This is a genomic window from Micromonospora sp. NPDC048947 (genome assembly GCF_040649495.1).
Classification (GTDB): Bacteria; Actinomycetota; Actinomycetes; order Mycobacteriales; family Micromonosporaceae; genus Micromonospora; species Micromonospora alfalfae.
Window position 1 is genome coordinate 388,661 of sequence record NZ_JBEZFO010000001.1, and the last position, 24,990, is coordinate 413,650.

The 24,990-nt window shown below is 70.3% G+C and carries 21 protein-coding genes and 1 pseudogene; 12 read left to right on the forward strand and 10 right to left on the reverse strand.

Annotated elements, in window-relative coordinates; translation table 11 throughout:
* Positions 1–20 precede the first annotated feature (20 nt).
* The gene (locus AB0B98_RS01730) at positions 21–2,825 is read left to right on the forward strand and encodes a M14 family zinc carboxypeptidase (RefSeq protein ID WP_357360000.1); all 2,805 of its coding nucleotides are present in this window, start codon (positions 21–23) and stop codon (positions 2,823–2,825) included.
* Positions 2,826–2,979: 154 nt separating this feature from the next.
* On the opposite strand, the gene AB0B98_RS01735 is transcribed toward AB0B98_RS01730, so the two are convergent.
* On the reverse strand, positions 2,980–3,780 hold the full coding sequence (locus tag AB0B98_RS01735; RefSeq protein WP_357360002.1) for an SAM-dependent methyltransferase: 801 nt from the start codon (positions 3,778–3,780) through the stop codon (positions 2,980–2,982).
* Between the two features lie 186 nt (positions 3,781–3,966).
* Here AB0B98_RS01735 and AB0B98_RS01740 point away from each other — a divergent pair, with 186 nt between their 5' ends.
* Positions 3,967–4,569 (forward strand): hypothetical protein, encoded by a 603-nt coding sequence (locus AB0B98_RS01740; protein ID WP_357360004.1) that lies wholly within the window; start codon positions 3,967–3,969, stop codon positions 4,567–4,569.
* A 5-nt stretch (positions 4,570–4,574) separates the two neighbouring features.
* A complete protein-coding gene (locus AB0B98_RS01745) occupies positions 4,575–6,920 on the forward strand; it encodes a VWD domain-containing protein (RefSeq protein ID WP_357360006.1) in 2,346 nt (781 codons plus the stop codon).
* Between the two features lie 326 nt (positions 6,921–7,246).
* On the opposite strand, the pseudogene AB0B98_RS01750 reads toward AB0B98_RS01745, so the two are convergent.
* Together AB0B98_RS01750 and AB0B98_RS01755 are read right to left on the reverse strand one after the other, a co-directional pair.
* Positions 7,247–7,864: pseudogene (locus tag AB0B98_RS01750) on the reverse strand (alpha-L-arabinofuranosidase); the annotation flags it as partial.
* A 224-nt stretch (positions 7,865–8,088) separates the two neighbouring features.
* Entirely contained in the window at positions 8,089–8,244 is a 156-nt protein-coding gene (locus tag AB0B98_RS01755; RefSeq protein WP_357360008.1) for a hypothetical protein, read from the reverse strand.
* Between the two features lie 424 nt (positions 8,245–8,668).
* Here AB0B98_RS01755 and AB0B98_RS01760 point away from each other — a divergent pair, with 424 nt between their 5' ends.
* The 3 genes from AB0B98_RS01760 to AB0B98_RS01770 all read left to right on the forward strand — a co-directional run bounded on the left by AB0B98_RS01760 (position 8,669) and on the right by AB0B98_RS01770 (position 11,386).
* A complete protein-coding gene (locus tag AB0B98_RS01760; protein WP_357360010.1) occupies positions 8,669–10,003 on the forward strand; it encodes a PHB depolymerase family esterase in 1,335 nt (444 codons plus the stop codon).
* A gap of 4 nt (positions 10,004–10,007) precedes the next feature.
* A complete protein-coding gene (locus AB0B98_RS01765; RefSeq protein WP_357360012.1) occupies positions 10,008–10,142 on the forward strand; it encodes a hypothetical protein in 135 nt (44 codons plus the stop codon).
* A 536-nt stretch (positions 10,143–10,678) separates the two neighbouring features.
* On the forward strand, positions 10,679–11,386 hold the full coding sequence (locus AB0B98_RS01770; protein WP_357360014.1) for an ElyC/SanA/YdcF family protein: 708 nt from the start codon (positions 10,679–10,681) through the stop codon (positions 11,384–11,386).
* Positions 11,387–11,413: 27 nt separating this feature from the next.
* Here the strand turns inward: AB0B98_RS01770 and AB0B98_RS01775 are convergent, their stop codons facing one another.
* Entirely contained in the window at positions 11,414–12,430 is a 1,017-nt protein-coding gene (locus AB0B98_RS01775; protein ID WP_238667668.1) for a LacI family DNA-binding transcriptional regulator, read from the reverse strand.
* 270 nt (positions 12,431–12,700) lie between these two features.
* Here AB0B98_RS01775 and AB0B98_RS01780 point away from each other — a divergent pair, with 270 nt between their 5' ends.
* A complete protein-coding gene (locus AB0B98_RS01780) occupies positions 12,701–14,326 on the forward strand; it encodes a glycoside hydrolase family 43 protein (protein WP_357360017.1) in 1,626 nt (541 codons plus the stop codon).
* 46 nt (positions 14,327–14,372) lie between these two features.
* Here AB0B98_RS01780 and AB0B98_RS01785 read toward each other — a convergent pair whose 3' ends face one another.
* The 3 genes from AB0B98_RS01785 to AB0B98_RS01795 all read right to left on the reverse strand — a co-directional run bounded on the left by AB0B98_RS01785 (position 14,373) and on the right by AB0B98_RS01795 (position 16,441).
* Positions 14,373–15,005 (reverse strand): hypothetical protein, encoded by a 633-nt coding sequence (locus tag AB0B98_RS01785; RefSeq protein ID WP_357360019.1) that lies wholly within the window; start codon positions 15,003–15,005, stop codon positions 14,373–14,375.
* A 126-nt stretch (positions 15,006–15,131) separates the two neighbouring features.
* Positions 15,132–15,845, reverse strand: a complete 714-nt coding sequence (locus AB0B98_RS01790; protein ID WP_357360021.1) for a hypothetical protein — start codon at positions 15,843–15,845, stop codon at positions 15,132–15,134.
* Positions 15,842–16,441: a sigma-70 family RNA polymerase sigma factor gene (locus tag AB0B98_RS01795; RefSeq protein WP_357360023.1), complete on the reverse strand. Its 600-nt coding sequence runs from the start codon at positions 16,439–16,441 to the stop codon at positions 15,842–15,844. Before AB0B98_RS01795 ends, AB0B98_RS01790 begins: the two co-directional genes overlap by 4 nt.
* A 269-nt stretch (positions 16,442–16,710) precedes the next feature.
* Between AB0B98_RS01795 and AB0B98_RS01800 the strand changes: the two genes are divergently transcribed.
* From AB0B98_RS01800 to AB0B98_RS01815, 4 genes are all read left to right on the forward strand, one after another.
* Positions 16,711–17,922, forward strand: coding sequence for a chitosanase (locus AB0B98_RS01800; RefSeq protein ID WP_238667673.1), 1,212 nt, complete (start codon positions 16,711–16,713; stop codon positions 17,920–17,922).
* Positions 17,923–18,104: 182 nt separating this feature from the next.
* Positions 18,105–19,355 (forward strand): DUF222 domain-containing protein, encoded by a 1,251-nt coding sequence (locus AB0B98_RS01805; protein WP_357360026.1) that lies wholly within the window; start codon positions 18,105–18,107, stop codon positions 19,353–19,355.
* A gap of 121 nt (positions 19,356–19,476) precedes the next feature.
* Entirely contained in the window at positions 19,477–20,115 is a 639-nt protein-coding gene (locus AB0B98_RS01810; protein WP_357360028.1) for a hypothetical protein, read from the forward strand.
* A 51-nt stretch (positions 20,116–20,166) separates the two neighbouring features.
* Positions 20,167–22,077, forward strand: coding sequence for an ABC transporter ATP-binding protein (locus tag AB0B98_RS01815; RefSeq protein ID WP_357360030.1), 1,911 nt, complete (start codon positions 20,167–20,169; stop codon positions 22,075–22,077).
* Positions 22,078–22,264: 187 nt separating this feature from the next.
* Here AB0B98_RS01815 and AB0B98_RS01820 read toward each other — a convergent pair whose 3' ends face one another.
* Together AB0B98_RS01820 and AB0B98_RS01825 are read right to left on the reverse strand one after the other, a co-directional pair.
* Entirely contained in the window at positions 22,265–22,777 is a 513-nt protein-coding gene (locus AB0B98_RS01820; RefSeq protein ID WP_357360033.1) for a PepSY domain-containing protein, read from the reverse strand.
* Positions 22,778–22,916: 139 nt separating this feature from the next.
* Positions 22,917–23,399 carry a GNAT family N-acetyltransferase gene (locus tag AB0B98_RS01825; protein ID WP_357360035.1) on the reverse strand — a complete coding sequence of 161 codons (483 nt, stop codon included), beginning with the start codon at positions 23,397–23,399 and terminating at the stop codon, positions 22,917–22,919.
* A gap of 69 nt (positions 23,400–23,468) precedes the next feature.
* Between AB0B98_RS01825 and AB0B98_RS01830 the strand changes: the two genes are divergently transcribed.
* Complete coding sequence (locus AB0B98_RS01830; RefSeq protein ID WP_357360037.1) at positions 23,469–24,350, forward strand: LysR substrate-binding domain-containing protein; 882 nt, start codon at positions 23,469–23,471, stop codon at positions 24,348–24,350.
* 59 nt (positions 24,351–24,409) lie between these two features.
* On the opposite strand, the gene AB0B98_RS01835 is transcribed toward AB0B98_RS01830, so the two are convergent.
* The gene (locus tag AB0B98_RS01835) at positions 24,410–24,964 is read right to left on the reverse strand and encodes a DUF5872 domain-containing protein (RefSeq protein ID WP_357360039.1); all 555 of its coding nucleotides are present in this window, start codon (positions 24,962–24,964) and stop codon (positions 24,410–24,412) included.
* Positions 24,965–24,990: the final 26 nt, after the last annotated feature.

Below are 24,990 nucleotides of genomic sequence, written 5' to 3' on the forward strand. Positions count from 1 at the left end.
CGAGAAGGGAAACACGACTCATGGCCCCATCGACACGTCCGTTCCGGATGGTCCCCGCCAGGCGGCTGGCAGGTGCCGCCACCATCGCGCTCCTGCTCGGCATGGTTCCCCTGCTCGGCGGCACACCGGCCGCGAGCGCCGCCCCGCCCTCCCGATGCAGCGACGACCCGACCGCCCGGTTGGGCACTGTGCCCACTCCAGAGCACGTACTCGGCTTCCCGCTCGGCGTCGGGCAGGAGCGGGTCGTCACCAACGACGAGGTCCGGACCTACCTCGGTGCCGTCGATCGCGCCTCGAACCGGGTCGTCACCGGCGTGATGACCACCAGTGTGCTCGGCCAGCCGTTGCCGTACGCGGTGGTGTCCAACGAACGCCACGTGCGGCCCGCCGCGCTACGCGAGATCGCCGACGACATCCGGGACCTGCGCGACCCCCGCCGGACCAGCGCACGAACGGCCACCCGGACGGCGAAGGACAGCCCGGCCATCGTCTGGGTCACCGCCAACGTGCACGGTGGCGAGAAGAGCGGCGCCGACGCGGCGCTCAAGACGCTGTACGAGTTGGCGGCGGGCCTGTCCTGCGCCGTCGCCCAGCGCAACGACAACCTGGTCACCATCATCGTCCCCACTCAGAACCCGGACGGCCGCGACGCGACCCGCCGGCAGAACGAGTTCGGCTTCGACCTGAACCGGGACTGGTTCGCCCGCACCCAGCAGGAGACCGACGGCAAGCTCGAACTGCTGCGCCGCTACCCGCCGCAGGTGTTCATCGACGCCCACGAGATGGGCGGCCGGGAGTACTTCTTCCCACCCAACGCCGACCCGATCCACCACGAGATCGCCGGTGAGGCGGTGGACTGGATCAACCGTATCGGCGAGGCCAACAAGGCCGGCTTCGGCTTCAACGGGGCCTGCGACGAGGCCGTCACCACCGAGTGCTACTTCAACTACGACACGTACGACATGTTCTTCATGGGCTACGGCGACACGGTGCCGACCACCGGGTTCGGCGCGGCCGGCATGACCTACGAGAAGGGCAGCGCGTCGGCCGTGGCCGACCGGGTCCAGCAGCAGTTCCACACCCAGTGGTCGACGCTCGGCTGGGCCGCCGCGAACAAGCGCGAGGTCCTGGACGGCTACTTCGACATCTGGACCGACGCGCTCGCCCAGGGCCGGGCGGGCACCCTGGAGCCGAACGAGGTGGTGCAGCCCACCAACGAGGTGCAGTTCCCGGTGCCGGACCTCACCATCCGCTCGTACTTCCTGCTACCCGACCGGCAGCTCGCCGACGTCCGCCAACTCGTCGAGCGGCTGCGCCGGATGGACGTCGAGGTGTACGAGGTGCAGAAGGCGACCCGGGTGCCCACCGCGCGGGTCTTCGGCGGGCGCAGCGCCACCAACGTGACAGTGCCCGCTGGCGCGTACTGGATCCCGATGGACCAGCCGCAGAAGCACTGGATCCAGGCCATCATGGGCGAGGACCCGTACGTCCCGTTCCCGTACTTCTACGACGTGTCGTCCTGGAGCAACCCGCTGCTGATGGGCATCAACACCATCTACACCGGAGACACCGTCCGGCCGAGGGCCGAATTGGTGCGCAAGGTCTCCGGCGGGCGCACCGGTGCGGCGTGGCCCTGGGGCTCGTACACGTATCCGCTCGACTCGGCCGCCGCCGCGGAGTTCACCTTCACCCTCCTCGGCCGTGGCGTACCCCTGGTCCGTGACCTCGCCACCAGCCGGGTCGCCATCCCAGCCGCCTCTGCGAACCGGAGCGTGGACGAGCTGGCCGAATCCCTCGGGGTCAGCCTCACCCCGGGCGGTCGGCCCTCCGGCACCCGCCTCGACCTGCCCGACGTGGGGCTGTTCCAGGGCACCGGCATCTCCACCACCTCCGGCTCGCACGGCGAGGCCCGCTACGTGCTCGGCAAGCGGTGGGGCCTCGACCTGAAGCCGGTCACCACTGCCGACATCAACGACAACACCGAGGCGTTCACCGGGCGGACAGTGCTGCTGGTGCCGGACGGCAACAGCGCCACCGGCGGTCTGACCGCCACCGGGCAGGCCAACCTGCGCGACTGGATCGGCCAGGGCCACACCTACCTCGGGCTGCGCAACGAGGGAACCCGGGTGGCCCGCGCGGCCGGGCTCACCTCGACCACGGAGAAGACCAAGCCGGCGGACTACCTGGTGATCGGCTCGCACCTGCGCGTCGACGTCGACCAGGACAGCCCGGTGGCGCTGGGTCGCCCGGCGGAGGACTTCGAGTTCAACAACAGCGACCCGATCCTCACCCCGAGCACCACCGGGACGAACGTGCTCACGTACCCGACGGGTGACACCTTCTGGGCCAACGGTTACACCGTCGGGGCGGAGACGCTGAAGGGCACCGCAGCCGTCGTCGACGAGCCGACCGGCGCTGGTCGAGCGGTGCTCTTCGCGTTCAATCCGCTCTTCCGCGCGTACAACGAAAATGGCCTGCACCTGGTCGCCAACGCGCTGCTCTACCCGGCGACCGCCGCGCCCGACGCCCGCCGTCCGGCCGGCGTCGACGCGGCGCGCGCCAACGCCGCCGCCGCGCCGGTGCCGCCGGACCTGGGCGGCGGGTGGCGGCCGATCACCATCCAGGTGGCGGCCGGCGACCTGCCCCGCACCCGGGCGATCGTCGAACGCTTCAGCACCGACGCGCAGGCGTCCGAGAAGAACGGCTCGGCGTACGTCGTGATCCCGAACCCGCAGGGGCTCCAGGTGGACGAACACCCGTTCGCGAGCGATCTGGTGCGCGCGTTGCGCGACGCGAAGGTGCCGCTGCGGTCAGTGGTCGGCTGACGGAGCCCGCACCACAGCCTTCACGCCGGGGCCTGTGCAGATCTTGGACAGTTTCCGTTACGTCGTAACGGAAACTGTCCAAGATCTGGTGGTGATACGGCGGGCGCCGGATGTGGCAGTGCCCGCCCCTTTGTCCGAGCGACAGCGGGCCGGCCTAGGGCTTGCGGGCGACGCCGCTGTAGCCGGTGCGGGCGACCTGCGGGTCGTCGGTGGCCGGCGGCTCGGCGTACGGCCACATGTTGACCAGCCCGGGCGGCTCCAGGACGAAGTCACCGAAGAACCGGGAGACGTCGGCGTGGCCACGCGGCACGAAGGGGCTGTTCGCCCGGGCGTAGATCGCGGAGATCCGGGCCATCAGGTCGGGGTGCACGTCGGTGCTGGCGTGCGACAGCGCCAGGTAGCTACCGGGGGCGAGAGCGTCGCGGTAGGTGGCGACGATCCGCTGCGGATCCTCCTCGTCGGGCACCAGATGCAGTACGAACATCATCAACACAGCGACCGGGCGCCCGACGTCGATCGCGGCGCTGATGTCCGGGTGGCCGAGCACCTGCGCGGGGTCGCGCAGGTCGGCCTGCACCACAGACACCGACGGCGAGTCGGCGAGCAGGGCGCGGCCATGCGCGCAGACCACCGGATCATTGTCGACATAGACGACCCGCACGGCCGGGTCGATGCGGTGCGCGATCTCGTGGACGTTGTCGCGGGTGGGCAGCCCGGAACCGAGGTCGATGATCTGTCGGATGCCCCGCTCCTGCACGAGGTGCCGGACCGTCCGGGCGATGAGGTCACGGCCCTGCCGGGCGGCTTCGGGCATCCACGGCGCGACCTGCAACACCATCTCGGCGGCGGCCCGGTCGGCGGCGAAGTTGTCCTTGCCGCCGAGGTAGTAGTCGAACATCCGCGCCGCGTTCGGCCTGTCCGGTTGCAGGGCGACCTCCGGTTGCGACTGCGTCATGATCGCCCACCTCTCCCCCGCCTGTCCGATCCCGCAGCATAACGCCCGCGATGATCGTTTTCTGGCCCCGCGGGTCGGCTAGCGGACATCCACCGGGCCGGATCACGACAGCGTTCCCGGCACCCGTCGGCGCAGGCTTGCCGGGATCTGTGCCGACCGTCGGCACCCGGAGGAGGCTCGCGGCCCATGGGCGCACCCCGAGCACTGACGGCGGCGCTCGCCGGCGGTCTCGCCCTACTGCTGACTGTCACCACCGTCGGGTGCAGACGGTCGCGTCCGTCAGTGGCCCCGAGCGGCGGCACGGCGACGGTCGGCCTGACCGTTAGCGCCGGGCAACCGTCGTACCGGGTGGGTGAGCAGATCAGCCTACGGCTGACGCTCGTCAACAACCGCGACGCCGAGTGCCACCTCAGTCGCGTGCCGGACGGGGCGGTGACTGTCATGTCGTTGACCCGCGACGGCACGGCTGTGGCACCCGCCGTCGGCGGTGCCGCCTACTACCGGGACTTCACCGCGTACCTGGTCGAGAACCTGGTACGGGTGCCGCCGCGGGGGTCTGTGGAGCTGACGTTGGGCAGCGACCCGCAGAGCCCGGTCGGCGCGGCGCTGACCACCTCCGCGCCGGACGGGCGGGGTGGGGCCACCGTCACCTGGTGGCCGGTCGACCAACCGGGGGCGTACCGGTTGGTGCTGGGCTACCTGCGAGCGCCGCTGCGCGGTGTGCCGGCGGATGCCTGCGCCGCGACGGCCGAGCAGGGCACTGTCGCGTTCGAGGTGAAGGGCGGGTGATCGCGATGCGACGCCGAACGCGGCTCGGTCTCGTGTTGGCGGGCGTGCTGGTGCTCGTCGCCCCATCGGCGGCGTCCGCCGTGGTCAGCGTCAACAGCGATCTCCAGACGGAGTACGCCGGTTGTGTCGGCCAGATTCGCAGCTCCGGCAACGGCAAGGTGCTGGAGGAACTGGAACGCTCCGGAAAGACGATCAAGGTGCGTAGACCCGTCTTCGGCTCGGAGAGCAGCACCACCACGTACGTGCCGGGTAGTGACGTGCAGATCAACTGGGTGCCGGAGAACGACGGGCGGAAGCTGGACGACGAGGGTCCCGGCTTCACCGAGGACCAGTGCGCCACCCTCATCCACGAGATGAACCACGCCCTCGACGAGGTGAACGACACCGACCGGGGCCAGTTCTGCACGCAGGGCGGTCAACAGGCGAGCACTGTGGACCCCGCCGAGGTGCACGCGGTGCTGGCGGAGAACGCGTACCGCAAGGCGGTCGGTGTGCCGCTGCGCCCGTCGTACGGTGGGATGAAGCTGCCCTCGAACGGCAAGGACTGCGACCAGCCCAAGCCCCGACCACCCGGTGGTGGTGGCTGTTCGATCTCGGTTATCGGAAAGGGTTACCGGTGCGCGAACAGCAACGGCGACCCGCACCTGCTCACCTACGACGGTCTGCGGTACGACTTCCAGGCCGCCGGGGAGTTCGTGCTGACCCGCTCGACGAGCGACAACTTCGAGGTCCAGGTACGACAGACGATGTTCCCGGCCAGTTCGGTGGTGGCAGTCAACTCGGCAGTCGCGGTTCGGGTGGCCGGCGACCGGGTCGGCGTGTACGTCACACCCGACGGCCCGGCGGTCCGGGTGAACGGCGCCGCGCCGGTGTCCGCGCCCGACGGGGTGAAGCTGCCGCGCGGTGGCACAGTCACCTCCTGGGGAGACGGCACTGTGACAGTGGAGTGGCCGGACGGCGGCCGACTGACCGCGCAGCCGATCGGGGTGTGGGGGCTGAGCGTGAGCGTCAGCGCGCCCACCACCCGGGCCGGGACGCTGGAGGGCCTGCTCGGCGACCATGACGGTGACCCCGGCGACGACCTGAGCGTGCGGGGCGGGAAACCTGTGGCGCAGCCGCCCCCGTTCGAGGCGCTGTACCCGGGCTTCGCCGACAGTTGGCGCGTCGAGGCGCAGTTGTCGCTGTTCGACTACGAGCCGGGGCAGAACACCGGCACGTTCACCGACCGGCGCTTCCCGGAGCGACTGTTCACCGTCGGGGACCTGCCCAACCGGGCCACCGCCGAACTCGTCTGCCGGCGGGCCGGTGTCACCGATCCGCAGATCCTGGCCGGCTGTGTGCTCGATGTCGGCCTCACCGGGCAGGTGGCGTTCGCCGAGGACGCCGCCCGCGCGCAGCGCGGCGCTCCCGCTGCCGGTGACGTCGACCTGGCGGTGACCCGGGCTGGTGCCACTGCCGCGATGAAGGTGCCGGGCCGGGCCGGCCAGAAGATCTTCGTGGAGGTGCCGGCCGCCACGGTGCCGGATCGCTGCGGGGTGTTGCTGCTGCTCGACCCCCAGGGCCGTCAGTTGGCGACCGGTTGCGTCATCTCCGGTGTCGGCTTCATCGACACGACCACGTTGACCGTCACCGGCGACCATCAGGTGGTGCTCGACCCGTGGGATGCCGACCTCGGTCGGGCGACGGTACGGGTCGTCGCGGTATCCGACGAGGAGAAGACGCTCACGCTGGACGGGCCTGCGGTTCGGGCGACGCTCGCCCAACCGGGGGCGGTCAGCCGCCTGTCCTTCGACGGCCGCGCCGGTCAGAAGGTCTTCCTCCAGGTCACCGACGCCACAGTGCCGGACCGGTGCAACCTGCTGCGCCTGCGGGACCCGGCCGGTGAACAGGTGACCAGTGGCTGCGTGATCGGCGGCCAGGGGTATGTCGACGGGTTCGTCCTGCCGGCCACCGGCCGGTACGTGCTGGAGGTCGACGGGACCTCCACCGACACCGGCTCGGCGGACGTGCGGCTACGCGACGCTCACGACGAGGAGGCCGACACCGTCGCGGACGGCAGGGCCGCCACAGTGACGGTCAGCCGACCGGGTGCGGTGAGCCGGCTGAGGTTTCCCGCCGACGCCGGTCGTCGCGTAACAGCCGAGGTGACCGGCGGGAGCCTGCCCGACCGGTGCGGCATCCTGCTCCTGACCGGCCCGGACAGCGACCCGGTGGGCAGCGGCTGCGTCATCGGCGGGACCGGCCGGTTCGAGACGGGTCCGCTGCCGAAGCGCGGGACGTACACGTTCGTGCTGGACCCGTGGGCCGACGACACCGGCTCGGCGACACTCACCGTCCGTCAGGTCGGTTGAACCTGCCGTCCGCCGGCCACCCCCGCGAGCCCGCCCCCGACCGATGCGCCGGTCGTGGGCGGGCCGTTGTGCGTCCTTCGCGCGGGGCAGCGACCTGTTGCTGTGGTCGGCGTCCAGGTCACCCGGCGCTAGGCGACCCCGCTCCGCCACCGGTCACAGGTGTCGGTGGCCCAGGCAGGCTGGTCCACACAGGAGCGGAAGCGGACGGTGCGCCCCTCGCCGAAGTTGTGGTCCCACTGCGAGCAGTCGCCGCTGCTGCCCGGGTTGTAGTGCGACCCGGTCTGCAGGGAGCCGTCGATGCGGACGTACTCGAACGCGACGTAGGCGACCTTGATGCTCGGGTCGACAGCCTTCATCGCGTCGGCGTACTCGACGACCAGCCTGGCGTACTGTGTCGCGCTCTTGTCGGGGTGGTCGTCGGCCTCCCACGCGGACCCGTAGTGGCCGTTGCCGTAGTTCTCGTTGCCAATGGTCCAGTAACGCGCGTCGTAGCCCTTTGTCACGTTGGCGTACCGCACCCAGTCTGCGGCCTCGGCCGGCGTGCCGGTGCCGTAGTTCGCGATGATCATCGGCTGCGCGCCCACACGCCGGACCGCCGCCATGAAGGTGTCGAAGTCGGTCCCCGGCGCGACGTAACCGCCGGGCGCCGTGTGGTCGTTCCAGTGGTAGATGTCGGCGTACGAGCCGCCGGGGTAGCGCATCATCTGCACGCCGGCATCTCTGAGCAGATCCGACGTCTCGGCGGTGCCGAGGTTCGAATCCCAGATGGCGTGGTTGACGCCGAGAGCGGTGTCCGGCACGGTCGCCAGTCCCGCGCGGGTGTTGACTGTCACGGTGACCGGGTCGGCCGCCGCGCTGGCGGTCGACGGGTTGACGCCCGCGAGCACGCTCGCGACGAGCAGCAGGCCCGCCAGGAGTGCTGTTCGGGTCTTCGGTTTACGCATGGGCGGGGTTCCTTCGCGCAGATGAGCCGCCCTACCGGTCACTGTGCGACGCGGTGACGGGCGATCTCGTGGACGGCAGACCCTGATCGGTCCGTCGCTCGTGTCACCGTCCCCCGGAGATCACATCTGGATCCCGGCTGCCCAGTGGACGGACGTCAGCCTCGCGCGCGGCTCCTCATCGACGTACCACAATGGCACTGTCTGTTCGACAATCTCAAGACGTGTCAGGCGTCCTCTTCGCCGCGCTCGCCGCGCCCGGAACGACGCCGACGGACATGCACGGCGGCCAGCAGTGTGACGACCGCGGCGGCCAGTTGCAGCACGCCGACGAGCAGATCGACCACGCCGGAGATGGCAGTAGCGTCTGGCAGATGGGTCATGAGACGGCCTCCGGGTTCGTGCCCACCGTCCGCTTCCTGCGGAAGGCCCTCCCCCGGGCCCAGCGGTGACCGCTTGAGCGCCGCCCTCATTGTGGCACCCACTCTCCACCTGTGGAAGACGCGAACGCTCGACAAGAGATCGACAGACGTCATACGTTACGGGTTGACGAACGGCATGTTATCGCTCACAGTCGATGCGGGGCGATCAGCGTCCGTGGCTCACCGGGAGGCCCTTCGCTGGCCCGACCTCAGTGGTCAGGACGTCCCTGGGCAGGTGAACGTCCCAACAGGATCTGTCCGCAGCCGCCGGCGACGCGCGGCGGACGTCGCGCGCCCCGGGACCGCCCAGGCGCCGCCGTCGACCGCCCGCACCGGACCGCCGTGCTGCCGCCGGGTCCCCGACTCACGACAAGAGGAACCGCCGATGAGATCAAGGATCGCACTGCTGGCCGCCGCGCTGGCGACGGCCCTAGCGACGATGACAGCAGTGGTCACTGTCGCCACCCCGGCGTCGGCCGCGACGCTCACCCAGGTGACCAACTTCGGCACCAACCCGACGAACCTCCAGATGCACCTGTACGTGCCGGATCGGGTCACGGCCCAGCCGGCCCTGCTCCTCGCCCTGCACTACTGCACCGGCAGTGGTCCGGCGGTGCACAGCGGCTTCGGGCTCAGCACCCTCGCCGACCGCTACGGCTTCATCGTGATCTACCCGTCGGTGACCCGCAGCAGCAAGTGTTGGGACGTCTCGTCACCGCAGGCCCTGCGGCGCGACGGCGGCAGCGATCCGGTCGGCCTCAAGTCCATGGTCGACTACGTCCGGAACCGCTACCCGGTCGACGCCAACCGGATCGGCGTTGGTGGGTTCTCCTCCGGGGCCATGATGACCAACGTCATGGTCGGCCTCTACCCGGACCTGTTCCACGCCGGGTTCAGCTCCTCCGGGGTTCCGTTCGGGTGCTTCGCCACCACGAACGGCGCGGAGTGGAACAGCGAGTGCTCCGGCGGACGGATCGTCAGGACGGCGCAGCAGTGGGGTGACCTGGTCCGCAACGCCTACCCCGGCTACTCCGGCAAGCGTCCCCGGTTCCAGATCTGGCACGGCACCACTGACACCACACTGAGCTACGTCAACTTCGGCGAGCAGATCAAGCAGTGGACCAACGTGCAGGGCGTGTCGCAGACCCCCAGCTTCACCGACTCCCCGCAGACCAGCGCCACCCGTACCCGCTACGGAGGCACCGGCGGCACGGCACCCGTCGAAGCGATCAGCTTCCAGGGGTACGGCCACTCCATCCCGTTCGACGCCGCGCAGGCCATCCGGTTCCTCGGCTTCGACAGCACGAGCCCCACCACCCCACCACCCGGCGGCACGTCCGCGCCGCTGCGCAACGCCGGCGCCAACCGCTGCCTGGACGTCCCGTCGCGGTCGCAGACCAACGGCACGCAGCTGGCGCTGTGGGACTGCAACGGTGGCACCAACCAGCAGTGGACGTCGACCGCCGCGAAGCAACTCCAGGTGTACGGCACGAAGTGCCTGGACGCCGAGGGCGCCGGGACGTCGCCGGGTACCCGGGTGATCATCTGGGACTGCAATGGCGGCACCAACCAGCAGTGGAACGTCAACACCGATGGCACTGTGACCGGGGTGCAGTCCGGCCTCTGCCTGACGCCCAACGCCGCCGGAACCGCCAACGGCACCCCTGCGGTCCTGTCGAGCTGCAACGGCACTAACAGCCAGCGGTGGACCCGAAGCTGACGCGGTGACCGACGACGGCGTACCCCGTCGGTTGCTCGTGCGGCGGGCGGCCCGGCTCGGGATCATTCCGAGCCGGGCCACCGGTCTGCTGGTGGCCGTCGCCCGGCGCAGGTCGGCCGGTGGGCCGGATCGGCGGTAGACGGTGGCGGTGATGTCGCGCCGCCGAGATTGAGGGCACCCCTGGCTCGGGCCGGGTGGCGTCCCGCTGCTCGGGCCCGGACTCCGAACAGCGGGACGCGACCCGGCGGCCAGGGCTGGGGCCGACGGTCGCCATCAGGGCGGCCCAGGTGCGGGCTCCAGAACATCGGCGCCCGCTGGGCAGGTGAGCGAACCGGCTGTCGTCGCACGACTGTCCGGCTGCTGCGGTGCCCTGGAATCCCGGTGGCCGTTCAAGCCTCGGCCGCGTGGCGCGCGGGTCGCCCGGGGTGGTCTCGGGCCGTCTCGCGCCGGCCAACGTGCCACCCGCCCCACGCCACGATCGTCGTTCAACCGCCTCGGGCCAATGGCGACAGCTCCGTCACAGCGGCCCGAAGTCGGTCGAGGATCGACGACTGTCCGTCACGTTAACGCTAACAGTGAGCGATTGTCCATAGACAACTGCCTTCGTTTGCTGGTCGGGATGGTCAGCGGGTACGCCGACGACAGTCGTGAGCGCGGCCGGAATAGCCTTGCGGCATGCGGGGACGATTCGGCGCGGCCAGACGGTGGTACGGGGAGCACCGGCGGTTCGTCCGCAGTACGGTCCTCGCACTGGCGGTGGGGATCGTGGTGCTGACCGGCGGCACTGTGGCCAGCGTGACGTGGATCCGCGACATTGCCGAGGGCCACCTCTACGGCGAGGCCGAGGTGCCGGACGCCCCAGTGGCCCTGGTCCTGGGCACCAAGGTGGACGCCGACGGCACGCCCTCACCCGTCCTCACCGCCCGGTTGGAGATCGCACGGCGGCTGTTCGACGCCGGCAAGGTGCGGGCGATCCTGGTGTCGGGCGACAACATGAACGCCGACTACAACGAGCCCGCCGCGATGCGGAACTGGCTGGTGCAGCGGGGCGTACCAGCGCACAAGGTGGTGCCGGACTACGCCGGCTTCGACACGTACGACTCGTGTGCGCGCGCTGAACGGATCTTCGGCGTACGGCAGGCCACAGTGGTGACCCAGACCTTCCACCTTCCGCGTGCCGTGGCGCTGTGCCGGCGCCTCGGCATCGACGCCAACGGCGTGGGCGACGACAGCGCGAAGCGGTACGCCCAGACCTGGTGGTTCAGTTCGTCCCGGGAGAACGGCGCGTGCCTGAAGGCCGCGCTGGAACTGCTCTCCGGTCGGGACCCGGCACACCTCGGCCGGCGGGAGACCGGCATCGACGACGCTCTGCGGGACGCCTGACGTCAGCACCGAACGCGTTCGCGCCGCTCAGCGGGGCGGGCCGGCGCTGTCGCGGACGATGAGTTCCGTGGCGAGTTCGACCCGAGGACTCTCGGTCCTCTCGCCACCGGCGAGGCGCAGCACGGTCCGCGCGGCCAGCATGCCCATTTCGGCCAGGGGTTGCCGGACGGTGGTCAGCGGTGGCGAGCACCATCGCACCTCCGGCAGGTCGTCGAAGCCGACCACGCTGACGTCGTCGGGCACCCGCAGACCCCGTTTGCGGACCGCCTCGTACACGCCGAGGGCCATCTGATCGCTGGAGGCGCAGATGGCTGTGGGCGGGTCGGGCAGGGCCAGCAGTTGCGTACCGGCTGTGAAGCCGGCCTCGTGGTAGAAGTTGCCGGGGCGGATCAGGGCGTCGTCGACGGGGATGCCGGCGGCGCCGAGGGCGGCCCGGTAGCCGTCCATCCGGGCTCGGCTGCACATCAGGTGTGGCGGGCCGGCGATGAAGCCGATGCGGCGGTGCCCGAGGCTGATCAGGTACTGGTTGGCGCTGAGGCTGCCCGCCCAGTTGGTGGCGCCGATGGTGGGTGACTCCTGCGGGTCGACCCCGGCCGGGTCGATGATGACGACCGGCAGGTGGAGCCGGCGCAGCTCGGCCTGCAACGGTGGGTTCACCATCGAGGTCACGAAGATGATTCCCTCGGTGGAGCGCGTACGCATGTTGTCGAGCCACTGCTTGGCCGAGGAGATGCGCCAGTGGATGGCCGACACGACGGTGCCGACGCCGTTGGTCTGGCCGACGTCCTCCACCCCACGGATGATCTCCACGGCCCACGGGCTGTCCAGGTCGTTGAAGACCAGGTCGATGAGGGCGGCGTCGGTACGCCGGGACGGTGAGCGGCGGCGGTAACCGTGCCGGTTGAGGAGCTCCTCGACGCGCTCCCGGGTGTCGGGGGCGACGTCAGAACGGCCGTTGATGACCCGGGAGACGGTGGGCACGGAGACTCCGGCCAACCGCGCGATCATGGCGATGGTGACGTTTCGGCCGTTCTCAGTGCCCACGGTCCCCCCTGCGTCCTGCTGGAAACTTCAGGTCTGCTCGCGGTGGCGCGTCGTCATCCGGCTGAACGGGCGGAGTGGGGAGCTATGGATCTCCGAAACTTTCATTGCTTCGCCGGTAATGTCGATCGATGGCCGGCACGCTACGAGCTGTTGTCCCAGCGGTCAAGACCTCTGTCCTATTGCGAAAAGACCGGCTAGCGTAAGCAGAGCTTCCAGCGATCCGGAGTGCGGTTTTCCGGAAGTTTCAGACAGCCGTCCAGAGGAGTGCTCGTGTCGACCGACATCGCTAACGTGGCGACCGCTACCCGGTCGATCCGCAACCCCGTCCTCGCCGGGTTCCACCCGGACCCGTCGATCCTGCGCGTCGGCGACGACTACTACCTGGCCACCTCGACCTTCGAGTGGTATCCGGGTGTGCTCGTGCACCACTCGCGCGATCTGGTCAACTGGCGCAGCCTGGGTGGCATCATCACCGACCGACGCCTGCTCGATCTGCGCGGATGCGGCGACTCGAACGGGGTGTGGGCGCCGGACCTGACCTACCACGACGGTCAGTTCCACCTCGTCTACAGCGACGTGGCCAGCTTCGCCAGCGGCTACTGGGATCCGCAGAACTTCCTGGTCACCGCCGAGGACATCACCGGCCCCTGGTCCGATCCGGTGAAACTGCACGGGCGCGGGTTCGACGCGTCGCTGTTCCACGACGACGACGGCACCACCTGGCTGCTGGGCATGAGCGCGGACTGGCGGCCCGGCCGCGACCGCTTCGGCGGCATCGAGATCCAGCAGTACGACAGGGCCGCGCGCCGTCTGGTCGGCAGCCCCCGCATCCTGTTCACCGGCTCCCCGGCCGGGGTCACCGAAGGTCCGCACCTGTACCGCCACGACGGCTGGTACTGGCTGATCACCGCCGAGGGCGGCACCAGCTGGGAGCACCAGGTCACCGTGGCGCGGTCCCGGGAGCTGTTCGGGCCGTACGAGGTGGCCCCTGACGGGCCACTGCTCACTTCCTTCGGGCGGCCCGACCTGCGGTTGCAGAAGGCGGGTCACGGCAGCCTGGTGCACACGCAAAACGGCGAGTGGTACCTGGCCCACCTGGTTGGCCGCCCGTACTCCCCGCTGGGCAACTGCGTGCTGGGTCGGGAGACAGCCATCCAGCGGGTCGAGTGGCCGTCGGGCGGCTGGCCACGGATCGCCGGAGGGGTGCCCGCTGACGACGTCGTCGCGCCCGACCTGCCCGCGCACCAGTGGCCGGCGGAGCCCGAGACGGACCACTTCGACGCCCCCGAGCTGGGCCCGTGCTGGTCGACGCTGCGTCGACCAGCCACCCCGGACTGGATCGACCTGCACACCCGCCCGTCGTACCTGCGAATCCACGGTGGACAGTCGCCGGTCGGTCGACAGGCCCCCAGCCTGGTCGGGCGACGCGTCGGCGCACGGAAGTGCTCGCTGGAGACCGTTGTGGAGTTCGAACCGGCCGACCACCGTCAGCTCGCCGGGATCACCGCCTACTACAACACGCTCAACTGGTACCACCTCTACCTGACCCGGGCCGACGACGGCCGGACGGTACTGGAGCTGCTCAGCTCCGACAACGGGCGGCGCACCGCGTACCCCGAGCTGACAGTCGACGTCGACGGCGCCACCCGGGTCGGTCTGCGGGCCGTCTTCGACGGGCCGGTGGTGCGCTTCGACTACGACCTCGGCGCCGGTTGGCAGCGGCTACCTGTCGAGCTGGACGCGACCATCCTGTCCGACGAGCACGCCGCGTTGATCATCGACGGTGAGCCGGCGGCGTGGGGCTTCACCGGCGCGTTTCTCGGCCTGTGGGTGCAGGACCTGGGCTGCGACGGCGTGCACGCCGACTTCGACCTCGCCACCTACCGGGAACAGTGACCACGCGGGCGGCACTCGGCGGGTGCCGCCCGCGTGCCCACTCGTCCTACTTCGTCTGAGCGGCGACGGCCCGCAGTTGGCCGAGAGTGGTGCGGAACCCGTGGCCGGACGCGGCCGGGTCCTCGGCGTTCAGACCGCTGACGGCCATTGTCTGCGAGCGGGTCGTGGCGACGGCGCCCGCGCCGGACCCGCTCAGGTCGAACACGCCGAAGTCGCCACTGAGCGTCCGGAACGTCGGGGCCGCCGGGTTCGCCGGGTCCTGGGCGAGGTAGAGCACCACGACCTGGCCGGCCTCGAGCTTCGACATGTGCGCCATGTCCGGCACGCCGGCGGGCAGCGGGGCGAGCGTGATCCGCGCCCCGGCCCGCACCGTCGATCCGGTCGTCGCGCGCAGCACCTCGTCGACCCGGAATCCGGCCGCCTCGACCTCACCGCGTACCACCAGGTCCGCGGTGTCGCTGAGCTGCCGCACTGTGGCGTACCCGCGTAGCTTGCCCTTGATCGGCGGGAGCGCGACGTCGGTCGGCGTGGCGGCGCTGCTCGGGGCGGCGCTGCTCGGGGCGGGCGCGGCGGCCGGGGCTGCGCCACCGCCGCTGCCACAGGCGGCCAGGGCCGCGGCGGACAGCACGGCGACGGCCGTGGCCCACAGCGGCCGGCTACGGCGAAGGTCGACTGCCATGGAACGCTCCTCGCGTCTCGGTGCCGTCCCGGGCCGTCTCGCTCGGAACGCGGCACTGCTTACGCCTTCTATCTGTGCGTCCCGGGCCACGAGTTCCATTTTTTCCCGGTTCAGCTTTCCAGGGGGTCACTGCCGCTCGCGCGCGAGCTGACGAAGCTCGGCCACCGTGGTGACGAACGCACGACCCGTGGCGGTGCCGTCCTCGGTACGCAGGCCGGTCACCGACATCGCCGCTGACCGGCTGGTGGCCGTCTCTCCGGCGAGGTCGAAGATCCCGAACTCGCCGCCGAGCGGGTGGTAGACGCGCGTACCCGGGTCAACGAGGCCCAGGTAGAGGACTGTCGGCCGGCCGGCTGTCCCGGAAAGCTCCGCGGCCACCATCAGCTCGGTGGGCACCGCAGCACCGGGGGCGCGGTAGAGCACCTCGGCCACCCGGTAGACCGCCCGTCCGTCCATCACCGACGCCACCTCGCCGCGGACCACCAGGTCGGCCGCGTCGGTGAGTTGGCGCACGGTGCCGTACCCACGGTTCTTGGCGGCCCGGTCCGGCGGTGCCGGCCGAGCGGCCGGACGGGTCGTCTCGGGTGACGGGAGCGCGGCCGGGGGCGCGTCGCCGGACCGGGTCGCGAGCCCGCCGCCGATCCCCGCCACGACCAGGACCAGCGCGGCCGCCACGAGCGCGGGCCGCAACGACACGAAGGCCCTTCTTCGGGTACGCGGCTCCTGCGTGATCGCCGCCAGCAGGCGGCTGCGGTGCAGGTCGTGCCGGCCCGGTGGCAGGTCGTGGTCACCGGGGTGGGGGGCGATCCTCGCCCACTCGGCCGGGTCCGGCGCGCTCACTGGCTGCCCTCCCCCACGAGCGAGGCTTCCACGACCGGCGGCCGTGCGGCGTGCGGCGGGGCGTCGACGAGGGTACGGAGTCGGGCGCGGGCCCGCGACAGCCGCGAGCGCACAGTGCCGACCGGAACGCCCAGCGCCTCCGCCGCGGACTCGTAGTCGAGGCCCTCCCACAGGCACAGGGTCAGCACCTCGCGTTCGGGTCGGCGCAGCCCGGCCAGCGCGTCGATGGCGGCGGCGATGCGTCGGCTGTCGTCGAGTCGGCCGGCGACCTCGTCGGCGTGGTCGGGCAGTGTGAAGTCGGAGGCGAGCAGCGCGGCGGCGACCCTGCGGTAGCGACGGTTGCTGCGGGCGTGGTTGCGGGCCTCGTTTGTGGCGATGCCGAGCAGCCAGGGCCGCAGCGACCCGCCCTCCTCGGTGACCCGCTCCCGGGAACGCCAGGCCTGCAGGTACGTGGCGGCCATGACGTCCTCCGCCGTGGCCCAGTCGGCGGTCAGCCGGAACGCGTGGTTGTACACCGAACGCGCGTACGTGTCGAACAGCTCGGCGAACGCGCCGGGGTCACCGGCTCGCACCCGAGCGCGCAGACTCGACTCCATGACCATCTTCTGTCCGTCGGACGGTGCTGGTTCCGATGGACCGGCCCGTAGATCAGTTACGGCCCGACGATAGCGACCGGCAGGTACGTGTCGCCAACGACGGGATGAACAGACGCCGTCACGCCTCGCTGTCGTCGATTGACGAGGAATCGACGTACTGGTATCTGTTAATACAGTTTCCTGATGCTCGCGGTGCCCGCCGGGGCTGAACCGTCGCGCCGGGCCACCGACCGGCTGGCGGCACGCCGCCCCTTCCCCGAGGAACACCAATGGTTCACAAGAGAACAGCCGCCTACGTCGTGGGCACCCTGCTGATCGGCGTCGCCGCCGTCGGCTACGGCCTGCCGTCGGCGAGCGCCGCGACCGCCGGCCCGATCACCGGCCTCGGCGGTAAGTGCGTCGACGTGGCCGCCGCCAGCTCGGCCAACGGCACAGCCGTCCAGCTCTACGACTGCAACGGCAGCGCGGCCCAGACGTGGACCGTCGGCAACACCGACAACTCGATCCGAGCACTCGGCAAGTGCCTCGACGTGACCGCCGCGTCAACCGCCAACGGCGCCAAGGTCCAGCTGTACGACTGCAACAACACCGGCGCGCAGAAGTGGACCGCCAGCAACGGCGCGCTCGTCAACTCCGGCTCCGGCAAGTGCCTCGACGTCACCGACCGGAGCACCGCGAACGGCGCCCGGTTGCAGATCTGGACCTGCGGCGGCACCACGAACCAGCTGTGGACCCTGCCGGGCGGCGGCAGCACCCCCACGCCCACGCCCACCACCCCGAGCGGCACCAACCTCGACGACCCGACGAAGAAGAACGTCGCCATGCAGCTCGTCTCGGCCGCCGAGAACTCCTCGCTCGACTGGCGCGCGCAGTTCTCCTACATCGAGGACATCGGCGACGGGCGGGGCTACACCGCCGGCATCATCGGTTTCTGCTCCGGCACCGGCGACATGCTCGAACTGGTCGAGGCGTACACCCGCACCAAGCCGGGCAACGTGCTCGCCGGCTACCTGCCGGCGCTGCGCAACGTCAACGGCACCTCGTCGCACGCCGGGCTCGATCCCAACTTCACCCGCGACTGGCGGACCGCGGCCACCGACTCGGTGTTCCAGGCCGCCCAGGAGGCCGAACGCGACCGGGTCTACTTCAACCCATCGGTACGCGACGGCAAGAACGACCAGGTCCGGGCACTCGGTCAGTTCGCCTACTACGACGCGGCCGTCATGCACGGGTACGAGGGCATGCGCCAGATCCGCAACCGCGCCCTGAACCGGGCCAAGCCGCCAGCCCAGGGCGGCGACGAGCGAACCTGGCTCAACGCGTTCCTCGACGAGCGGGTCATCGAGATGAAGAAGGAGGAGGCCCACTCGGACACCTCCCGCGTCGACACCGCCCAGCGGGTGTTCCTCAACAACGGCAACTTCAACCTCAACACGCCACTGGTGTTCGCCGTCTACGGCGAGCAGTTCCGGATCGGGTAGCCGGCGGCACGGTACGTAGTTTCCACGTTCATCAGTGGCGGGGTCGCCGGCTGTTCGCCGGCGGCCCCGCCGCACCTCGACGGGGTCCACAAACCGCTGTACACCAACCCCGACAGCCGCACCTGATCTCACCGTGCCGAGACGGAACCAATCTTGTCGTACATCTGTTCTATTGTCGGGCCATGTTTGGAGGGTTGGCGCAGGCAGACGACGCCGTCGGCGCCTGCACGACCGCAGCCATCTGGGCGCTCCCGGAGCATGAGCTGATCGCGGCGCTCGATGCGGCGCACCACCTGGAGCAACGCCTCGCCGCCGTGAAGCTCACACTGGTCCGTGAGTTGGACGGCCGGGGCACGGCCCGCAGGCAGGGCGCCTCCTCCACCGCGGTCTGGCTGCGCGAACGACTGCGGCTCACCGTCTCCGCCGCCCGCCGGCTGGTCGAGCTCGCCGCCACACTGGACGCCGGCAGCCCCGGCGTCCGGCAAGCCCTCGCTGACGGAGACCTCACCCCGCAGCAGGCCCGGGTCATCGCCGATACCGTCAGGACCGTGCAGACCACCGCCGGCGGCGAGGCCGCCGACAAGGCCGTGGGCGTGCTCACCGACTGGGCCAGACACTTCGACCCCACACAGTTGCGCAAACTCGGCACCCGCATCCTCGACCACGTCGCCCCCGACCTGGCCGACGCCGCCGCTCGCGCCGCCTTGGACGCCGAGGCCGCCCGCGCCACCCGCGACCGCCACCTCACGCTGTCCGAGCAGACCGACGGCCGACTCCGACTCACCGGCACCCTCGACGCCGAAACAGCCGGTCTGCCGCGCGCCGCCATCGACCCCCTGACCGCACCCGTGGGCCCGGACGACCAGCGCTCCCCCGGACAACGCCGCCACGACGCCCTCGCCGACCTCTGCCGGCTCAGCCTGCGCACCGGCGAACTACCGGAGCACGGCGGCGACCCGGCGCAGATCGTCATCACCACCCACTACGACGACCTGACCCGACAACTCGGCGCCGGCACCCTCGACACGGGTCTACGACTCACTCCGGAAACCGTGCGTCGCCTCGCCTGCGACGCGGCCATCCTGCCCACCGTCCTCAACGGCGCCGGCCAACCACTCGACGTCGGCCGGCAACGCCGACTCGTCACCGGCCCACTACGACGCGTCCTCGTGCTGCGCGACCGCGGCTGCGCATTCCCCGGGTGCGACCGACCACCCCGCTGGTGCGACGCCCACCACATCAACCACTGGACCGACGGCGGCGTCACAAGCCTCGACAACGCCGTCCTACTCTGCGGCCACCACCACCGCCACCTCCATCACAGCGACTGGACTGTGCAACTGGGGGCCGACGGCCACCCTCAGTTCATCCCACCCGCCTGGCTCGACCCCGAACAGGTCCCCCGCCGCAACCACTACCACCGACGAACGTAAGCGCCGCCAGCCGAGAGCGATCACCCAGACCGGCGGCTGACCGATCGGTGCCCGAGGAGCCGATCCACCGTGGGCGTGGGATATCGTCCTCGCGCAACACGAGACGAGAGCGGAAGTCACCATGCGCACAAGGCCGGCTGGCTCGACGGTTCTCCGCACGCTGGCTGCGGCGATCCTGCTGTTCGCGACCGGGTGTGCGGGGCCTGCCGACACCGCCGCCCCGGCGGCCGTCGCCCCGTCGTCGTCGCCCGCGACGGTGATGCGTCTCGACAAGCCAGCCAAGCTTCTGGGCACCTGGCCCGAGTCCGTGGACCGGGTGCTGCGCGGGCAGGCCGAGCAGAACATGGGCAACTTCAAGAAACTGCTCAGCGGCGATCCGACCAGCGCGCTGGGCACCGCCTTCGTCCGGGCCACCGAGGTCTACTCCCGGCAGGACGGCCTGCACATTCCCGGCGACGACCAGCGGGTCATCCTGGTCAGCGCGGTTTCCGGCACGATTGCCGACCCGACCGCGACGGTGGACCGGATCTTCGCCGGACTGCCGAACGTCACCAACGTGGAGGCGGTCCAGCCGGGCCCGCTGGGCGGGATGGCCCGTTGCGGCATCGGTCAGGCCAGGACGGGTCTGCGCGTTGACATCTGTGTGTGGGGTGACCAGCACACCCTCGGCATGGTGACCTTCATCGGTTTCGCGCAGGCGGACGACCCCCATGCGGTGTTCGGCCAGATCCGCGCCGAACTGGAGCACCCGGCGCGGTGACTTGACCTGAAGCTCGGGTGAGGTCCTAACCTCCGACATCGGAGGTAACGAATGAGCATGGAAGTTACCGCGTGGATGTCCATGCACCACGCGATGAACGCGCAGGATGAGCGACCGCTGTCCCGCGCCACCTTGAAGCGGATCGCGCAGTTCGCACGGCCGCACCGCGCTTTGATCATCAGATTCCTGCTGCTGAGTGTGGTGACGGCGGTCCTCACTGTGGCGGCACCCGTTCTCGCCGGGCGGGTGGTCGACGCGATAGTCGACGGCGCCGACAGCGGCGTGGTGATCCGGTTGGCCGTCCTGATCGCCGTGATCGCGCTCGCCGAAGCCGGGCTGGGTCTGGTGACGCGATTCCTCTCCGCCAGCATCGGTGAGGGGTTGATCGTCCAACTGCGGACGGCCGTCTTCGACCACGTGCAACGGATGCCGGTGGCGTTCTTCACGCGGACCCGCACCGGAGCGCTGGTCAGCCGCCTCAACAACGACGTGATCGGCGCGCAGCGGGCCTTCAGCGACACCCTGTCGAGTGTGGTCGGCAACGCCGTCACGCTGATGCTGACGTTGGGGGTGATGCTCACCTTCTCCTGGCAGATCACGCTGCTGGCGCTCGTCCTGCTGCCCGTCTTCGTGATCCCGGCCCGCCGGATGGGTTCCAAGCTTGCCCAGTTGCAGCGTGAGGCGGCCGAGCACAACGCGGCGATGAGCACCCGGATGACCGAACGTTTCTCCGCACCCGGCGCCACGCTGGTCAAGCTGTACGGGCGGCCGGCCGAGGAGTCCGCCGAGTTCGCGGCGCGGGCACGTCGGGTCCGGGACATCGGCATCCGCGCGGCGATGCTCCAGTGGGTCTTCATCACCGCGCTCACAGTCGTCGGCTCGCTGGCATTGGCCCTGGTCTACGGGCTGGGCGGTCTCTACGCCCTACGGGGCAGCCTCGACGCCGGGACCGTCGTCGCCCTTGCGCTGCTCCTGTCGCGGCTCTACGCACCGTTGACCTCACTGGCCAGTGCTCGGGTCGAGGTGATGAGCGCGCTGGTGAGCTTCGAGCGGGTGTTCGAGGTCCTCGACCTCAAGCCGCTGATCCTCGACAGGTCCGACGCCCGGCCCCTGCCGGAGGGCCCGGTCGCTGTCGAGTTCGACGGAGTCCGGTTCGGCTACCCCTCGGCGGACAAGGTGTCGCTAGCGTCCCTGGAGGACGTGGCGAAGCTCGATACGCGCGGCGGTGAGGAAGTGCTGCACGGTGTGTCGTTCCGCGCCGAAGCCGGGCAGATGGTGGCGCTCGTCGGGTCCTCCGGGGCGGGCAAGTCGACGATCGCGCAGCTCGTGCCTCGCCTGTACGACGTCGAGGACGGCGCGGTGAAGCTGGCCGACGTCGACGTGCGTGAACTGTCGGCCGAGTCGATCCGGTCGGCGTTGGGCGTGGTGACCCAGGACGGGCACCTCTTCCACGAAAGCATCCGCGCCAACCTGGCGTTCGCCCGGCCGGACGCGACCGAGGACGAGATGTGGGAGGTGCTCCGACGGGCCCGCCTCGACGACCTGATCCGCTCACTGCCCGATGGCCTAGACACCGTCGTGGGCGAGCGCGGATACCGCCTGTCCGGCGGGGAACGGCAACGGCTCACCATCGCGCGCCTGCTGCTGGCTCGCCCGCGCGTGGTCATCCTCGACGAAGCCACAGCGCATCTCGACTCCACCTCGGAAGCCGCGGTTCAGGACGCCCTCGCCGAGGCCCTCACCGGCCGGACCAGCGTGGTCATCGCACACCGGCTCTCCACCATCCGGGCGGCCGACCAGATCCTCGTCGTCGAGGCGGGACGCATCGTCGAACGCGGGCGACACAGCGACCTGCTCGCGGCCGGCGGTCGCTACCACGAGTTGTACCGCACCCAGTTCGCCCAGGACCAACCGACGGTCCAGGAGCAACCGACGGTCCAGGAGCAGCGCGTCGGGCGCTGACGGCCCTCGCCCACCTGAAACAGCCGCGACAACCGACCATCCGCAAGGACGGCCTGAAACAGCCAGGACAGCCGGCCATCCGTCAAGGACAGGCCGAACGCCTGGGTCGCGAGCCGCCGGTTGATTCGGCAGCGCCGCCCGACCCGGAAGACACTCCGGGTCGGGCGGCGGCCGATCAATCGTCGTCTCAGTCGTTGTCGTTGTCGTCGTCGTTGCCGTCATCATCGTCGTCGTCGGGCTCGTCGGCGTCGTCGTCGTCGTCGACCGGCTCCTGCTCGGCCTTGACCACCGACCCGTTGTCCCGGTCGACGTCCACCTCGTGCTCGGTGTCGCCCGCGACGATCTCGACGCTCCACACCGGCCGGCCGTTCTCCTGCTCGGCTTCAACCTCGACGATCTGGCCGCCGCCGGCCTTGGCGAGGGCGATCTCACCGGCACGCGTCTCATCGACAGCGCTGCCCGCGGGCGCGCTACCGGTGGACGGCGTAACCGACGGGGTCCCGGACGACGGCGTGCCGCTCGACGGCGTACCCGATGGGGCCGACGGCGTGTCGGTGGCCGGCGGGGCGACGGTCGCCGCGGCGAGTGCCGTGCCGCCGGTCCGCGAGTCGTTCGCGGCGGTGACGCCGAGCGCGACCCCGGCCACCGCCAGCACCGCCGACCCGCCGACCGACGCCAGAAGCAGATTGGTGCGCTTCATCGTGGTGTCCACCTTTCCTCGGTTGTCGACTCCGAGGATCGGTCAGATCGGGATAGCACCGCGCTGTCCGGACACTAAGGCCGGGTTAAGCCGAGGATCCTGCACCGCCCTCTCGGGACTGCGCGTCGGCTTCGAGCGGTCAGAGCGCCATCCGCATGAAAACGTCGGCGCGGGCGTACGGCGACAGCGGGATCCGTTCCGGATCGACGTGCTGGAAGCCGACACTTTCGTAGAGGTGCACGGCGTTCGGAAGCTTGGTGCTGCTGACCAGGAACAGGGTGGTCGCGCCGAGCTGGCGGGCGCGCTCGATCGCCTCTCGGATGAGCTGGCGGCCGATGCCCCTCCCGCGGGTCGCCGGGGTCACCGCCATCTTCGACAGTTCGAAGACCTCCGACGAGCTGCGGATCAGTGCGACACAGCCGACGATCTCCCGGCCGTCGCGAACGATCAGCACGTCACCACCCGGGTCGACGATGGCCGAGAACGGGTCGTCGAGCGTCTTGCGGTCAGACTCCTCAAGGGCGGCGAAGAAGTGGGAGATCCATTCTTCGTTCAACGTCCGGAAGGCCACGGCCTCCTCGGCGGTCGTCATGGACGTGACGGTCAGCGTGCTCGGGTTCATGGTTCGATTTTCTGAGCCCACTATCCGAACGTCCAATATCTTGTTCCGAGCAATTTATATCCTTGGCATATGGATCCTGAACTGCGCCATCTGCGGTACTTCGTCGCGGTCGCCGAGGAGCTGCACTTCGGTCGGGCCGCGGCACGGCTGCGGATGGCTCAACCGCCGCTGTCGCAGCAGATCCGCCAGCTTGAGGCGATGATCGGTACGCCGCTGTTCGCTCGTACCTCCCGGTCGGTGACGCTGACGCCGGCGGGTGAGGCGTACCTGGTCCGGTGCCGGCGGGTGCTGGCCGCCGTCGCCGACGATGTGCACGAGGCGGGCCGCATCGGCCGCGGCGAGCAGGGGCGCTTCGACATCGGCTTCGTCAGTTCGGCGATCCAGCTCGGGCTGGCCGGGCCGATCCGTCGGTTCCGGGAACACCATCCGGCCGTTCACCTGCGTCTGCACGAGGCGTTCACGGCGCAGATCGTCGACCGGCTGTTGACCGGCGAGATCGATGTCGGCGTGGTCCGGGACGCGGACGACCACGACGACCTGGTCGGCACCACGTTCGCCACCGAGACCTTCGTCGCCGTCCTGCCGGCCGACCACCCGCGCGCGAAAGACCCCAGCATCGACGCCGCGCTGCTGCGCGACGACCCGTTCGTCTTCTTCCCCCGGGTGGCCGGCGAACGGGCCTACCAGCGCAACCTTCGACCGTGCCTGGACGCCGGCTACACACCGCGCGTCGTCCAGCTCGCCAGCAGTTGGACCACTCTGGCGCACCTGGTCGCAGCCGGCCTCGGGGTCACGATCGCGCCGGCGAGCATCTCCGCAGTGGTGCCCCCGCCGGTGGCGGTACTGCCGTTGACCGGCACCGGGGCCACCACGGAGATGCGGATCCTGCGCCGCCGGGATGACGACCGGATCACCTCGACGAGCTTCGGGGCCGTAGGGCAGGTGCCCTGACCTCGACGGCACAAGAGCAGCCTTGACGGCACGGCAGGGGCGGATCCGCCCGTACCTGGCTAGCCGCGCCTGTTGAGTTCCGCCTCCAGCCGCTGGACGAGCGTCTTGCGGTCCTTGCTGGCGCGCTCGTTACGCAGCGCGGTATTGAGCTGTCGCGTGTCGAGGCCACGGATCAGCTTGGCCGCCTCCGCGACCGACATCTCCGACATCCGTCCGGCCGTGGTGGCGTCCCGACGCGCGCGTTTGGCCGGCCCGGTGTTGGCGACGTACTGCCTGCCGGATCGGGACGCCTCGCGCTTCTTCGTATCGGTCGCGCGCTTCTGGCTCTCCGACATCTCCTCCCAGGCCTTCTTGGGCAGGTAGCGACTCGTCGTGGCGCCCTTGCGCGCACGGGTGTCGCCCTCCTTCGTCTGCCATTTCTCGTTGCCCCAGCGCTGGAGAGACTTCTGCCGCTCGTCCTTTTCGCCCAGGAATCCGCCGCCACGCTTCTTGTACTCCTGAGTGACCAGCTGTGACTTGCGCGCCGACCACTGCCCCGGCCGTCCGCCCTTGTCCGAAGCCTTGATCTCTTCCTTGATCTGCTCTCTGAGCTCGGGTTTCGTATACCGCGCCATGACTGGCAGCTACCCGGCACCGCACT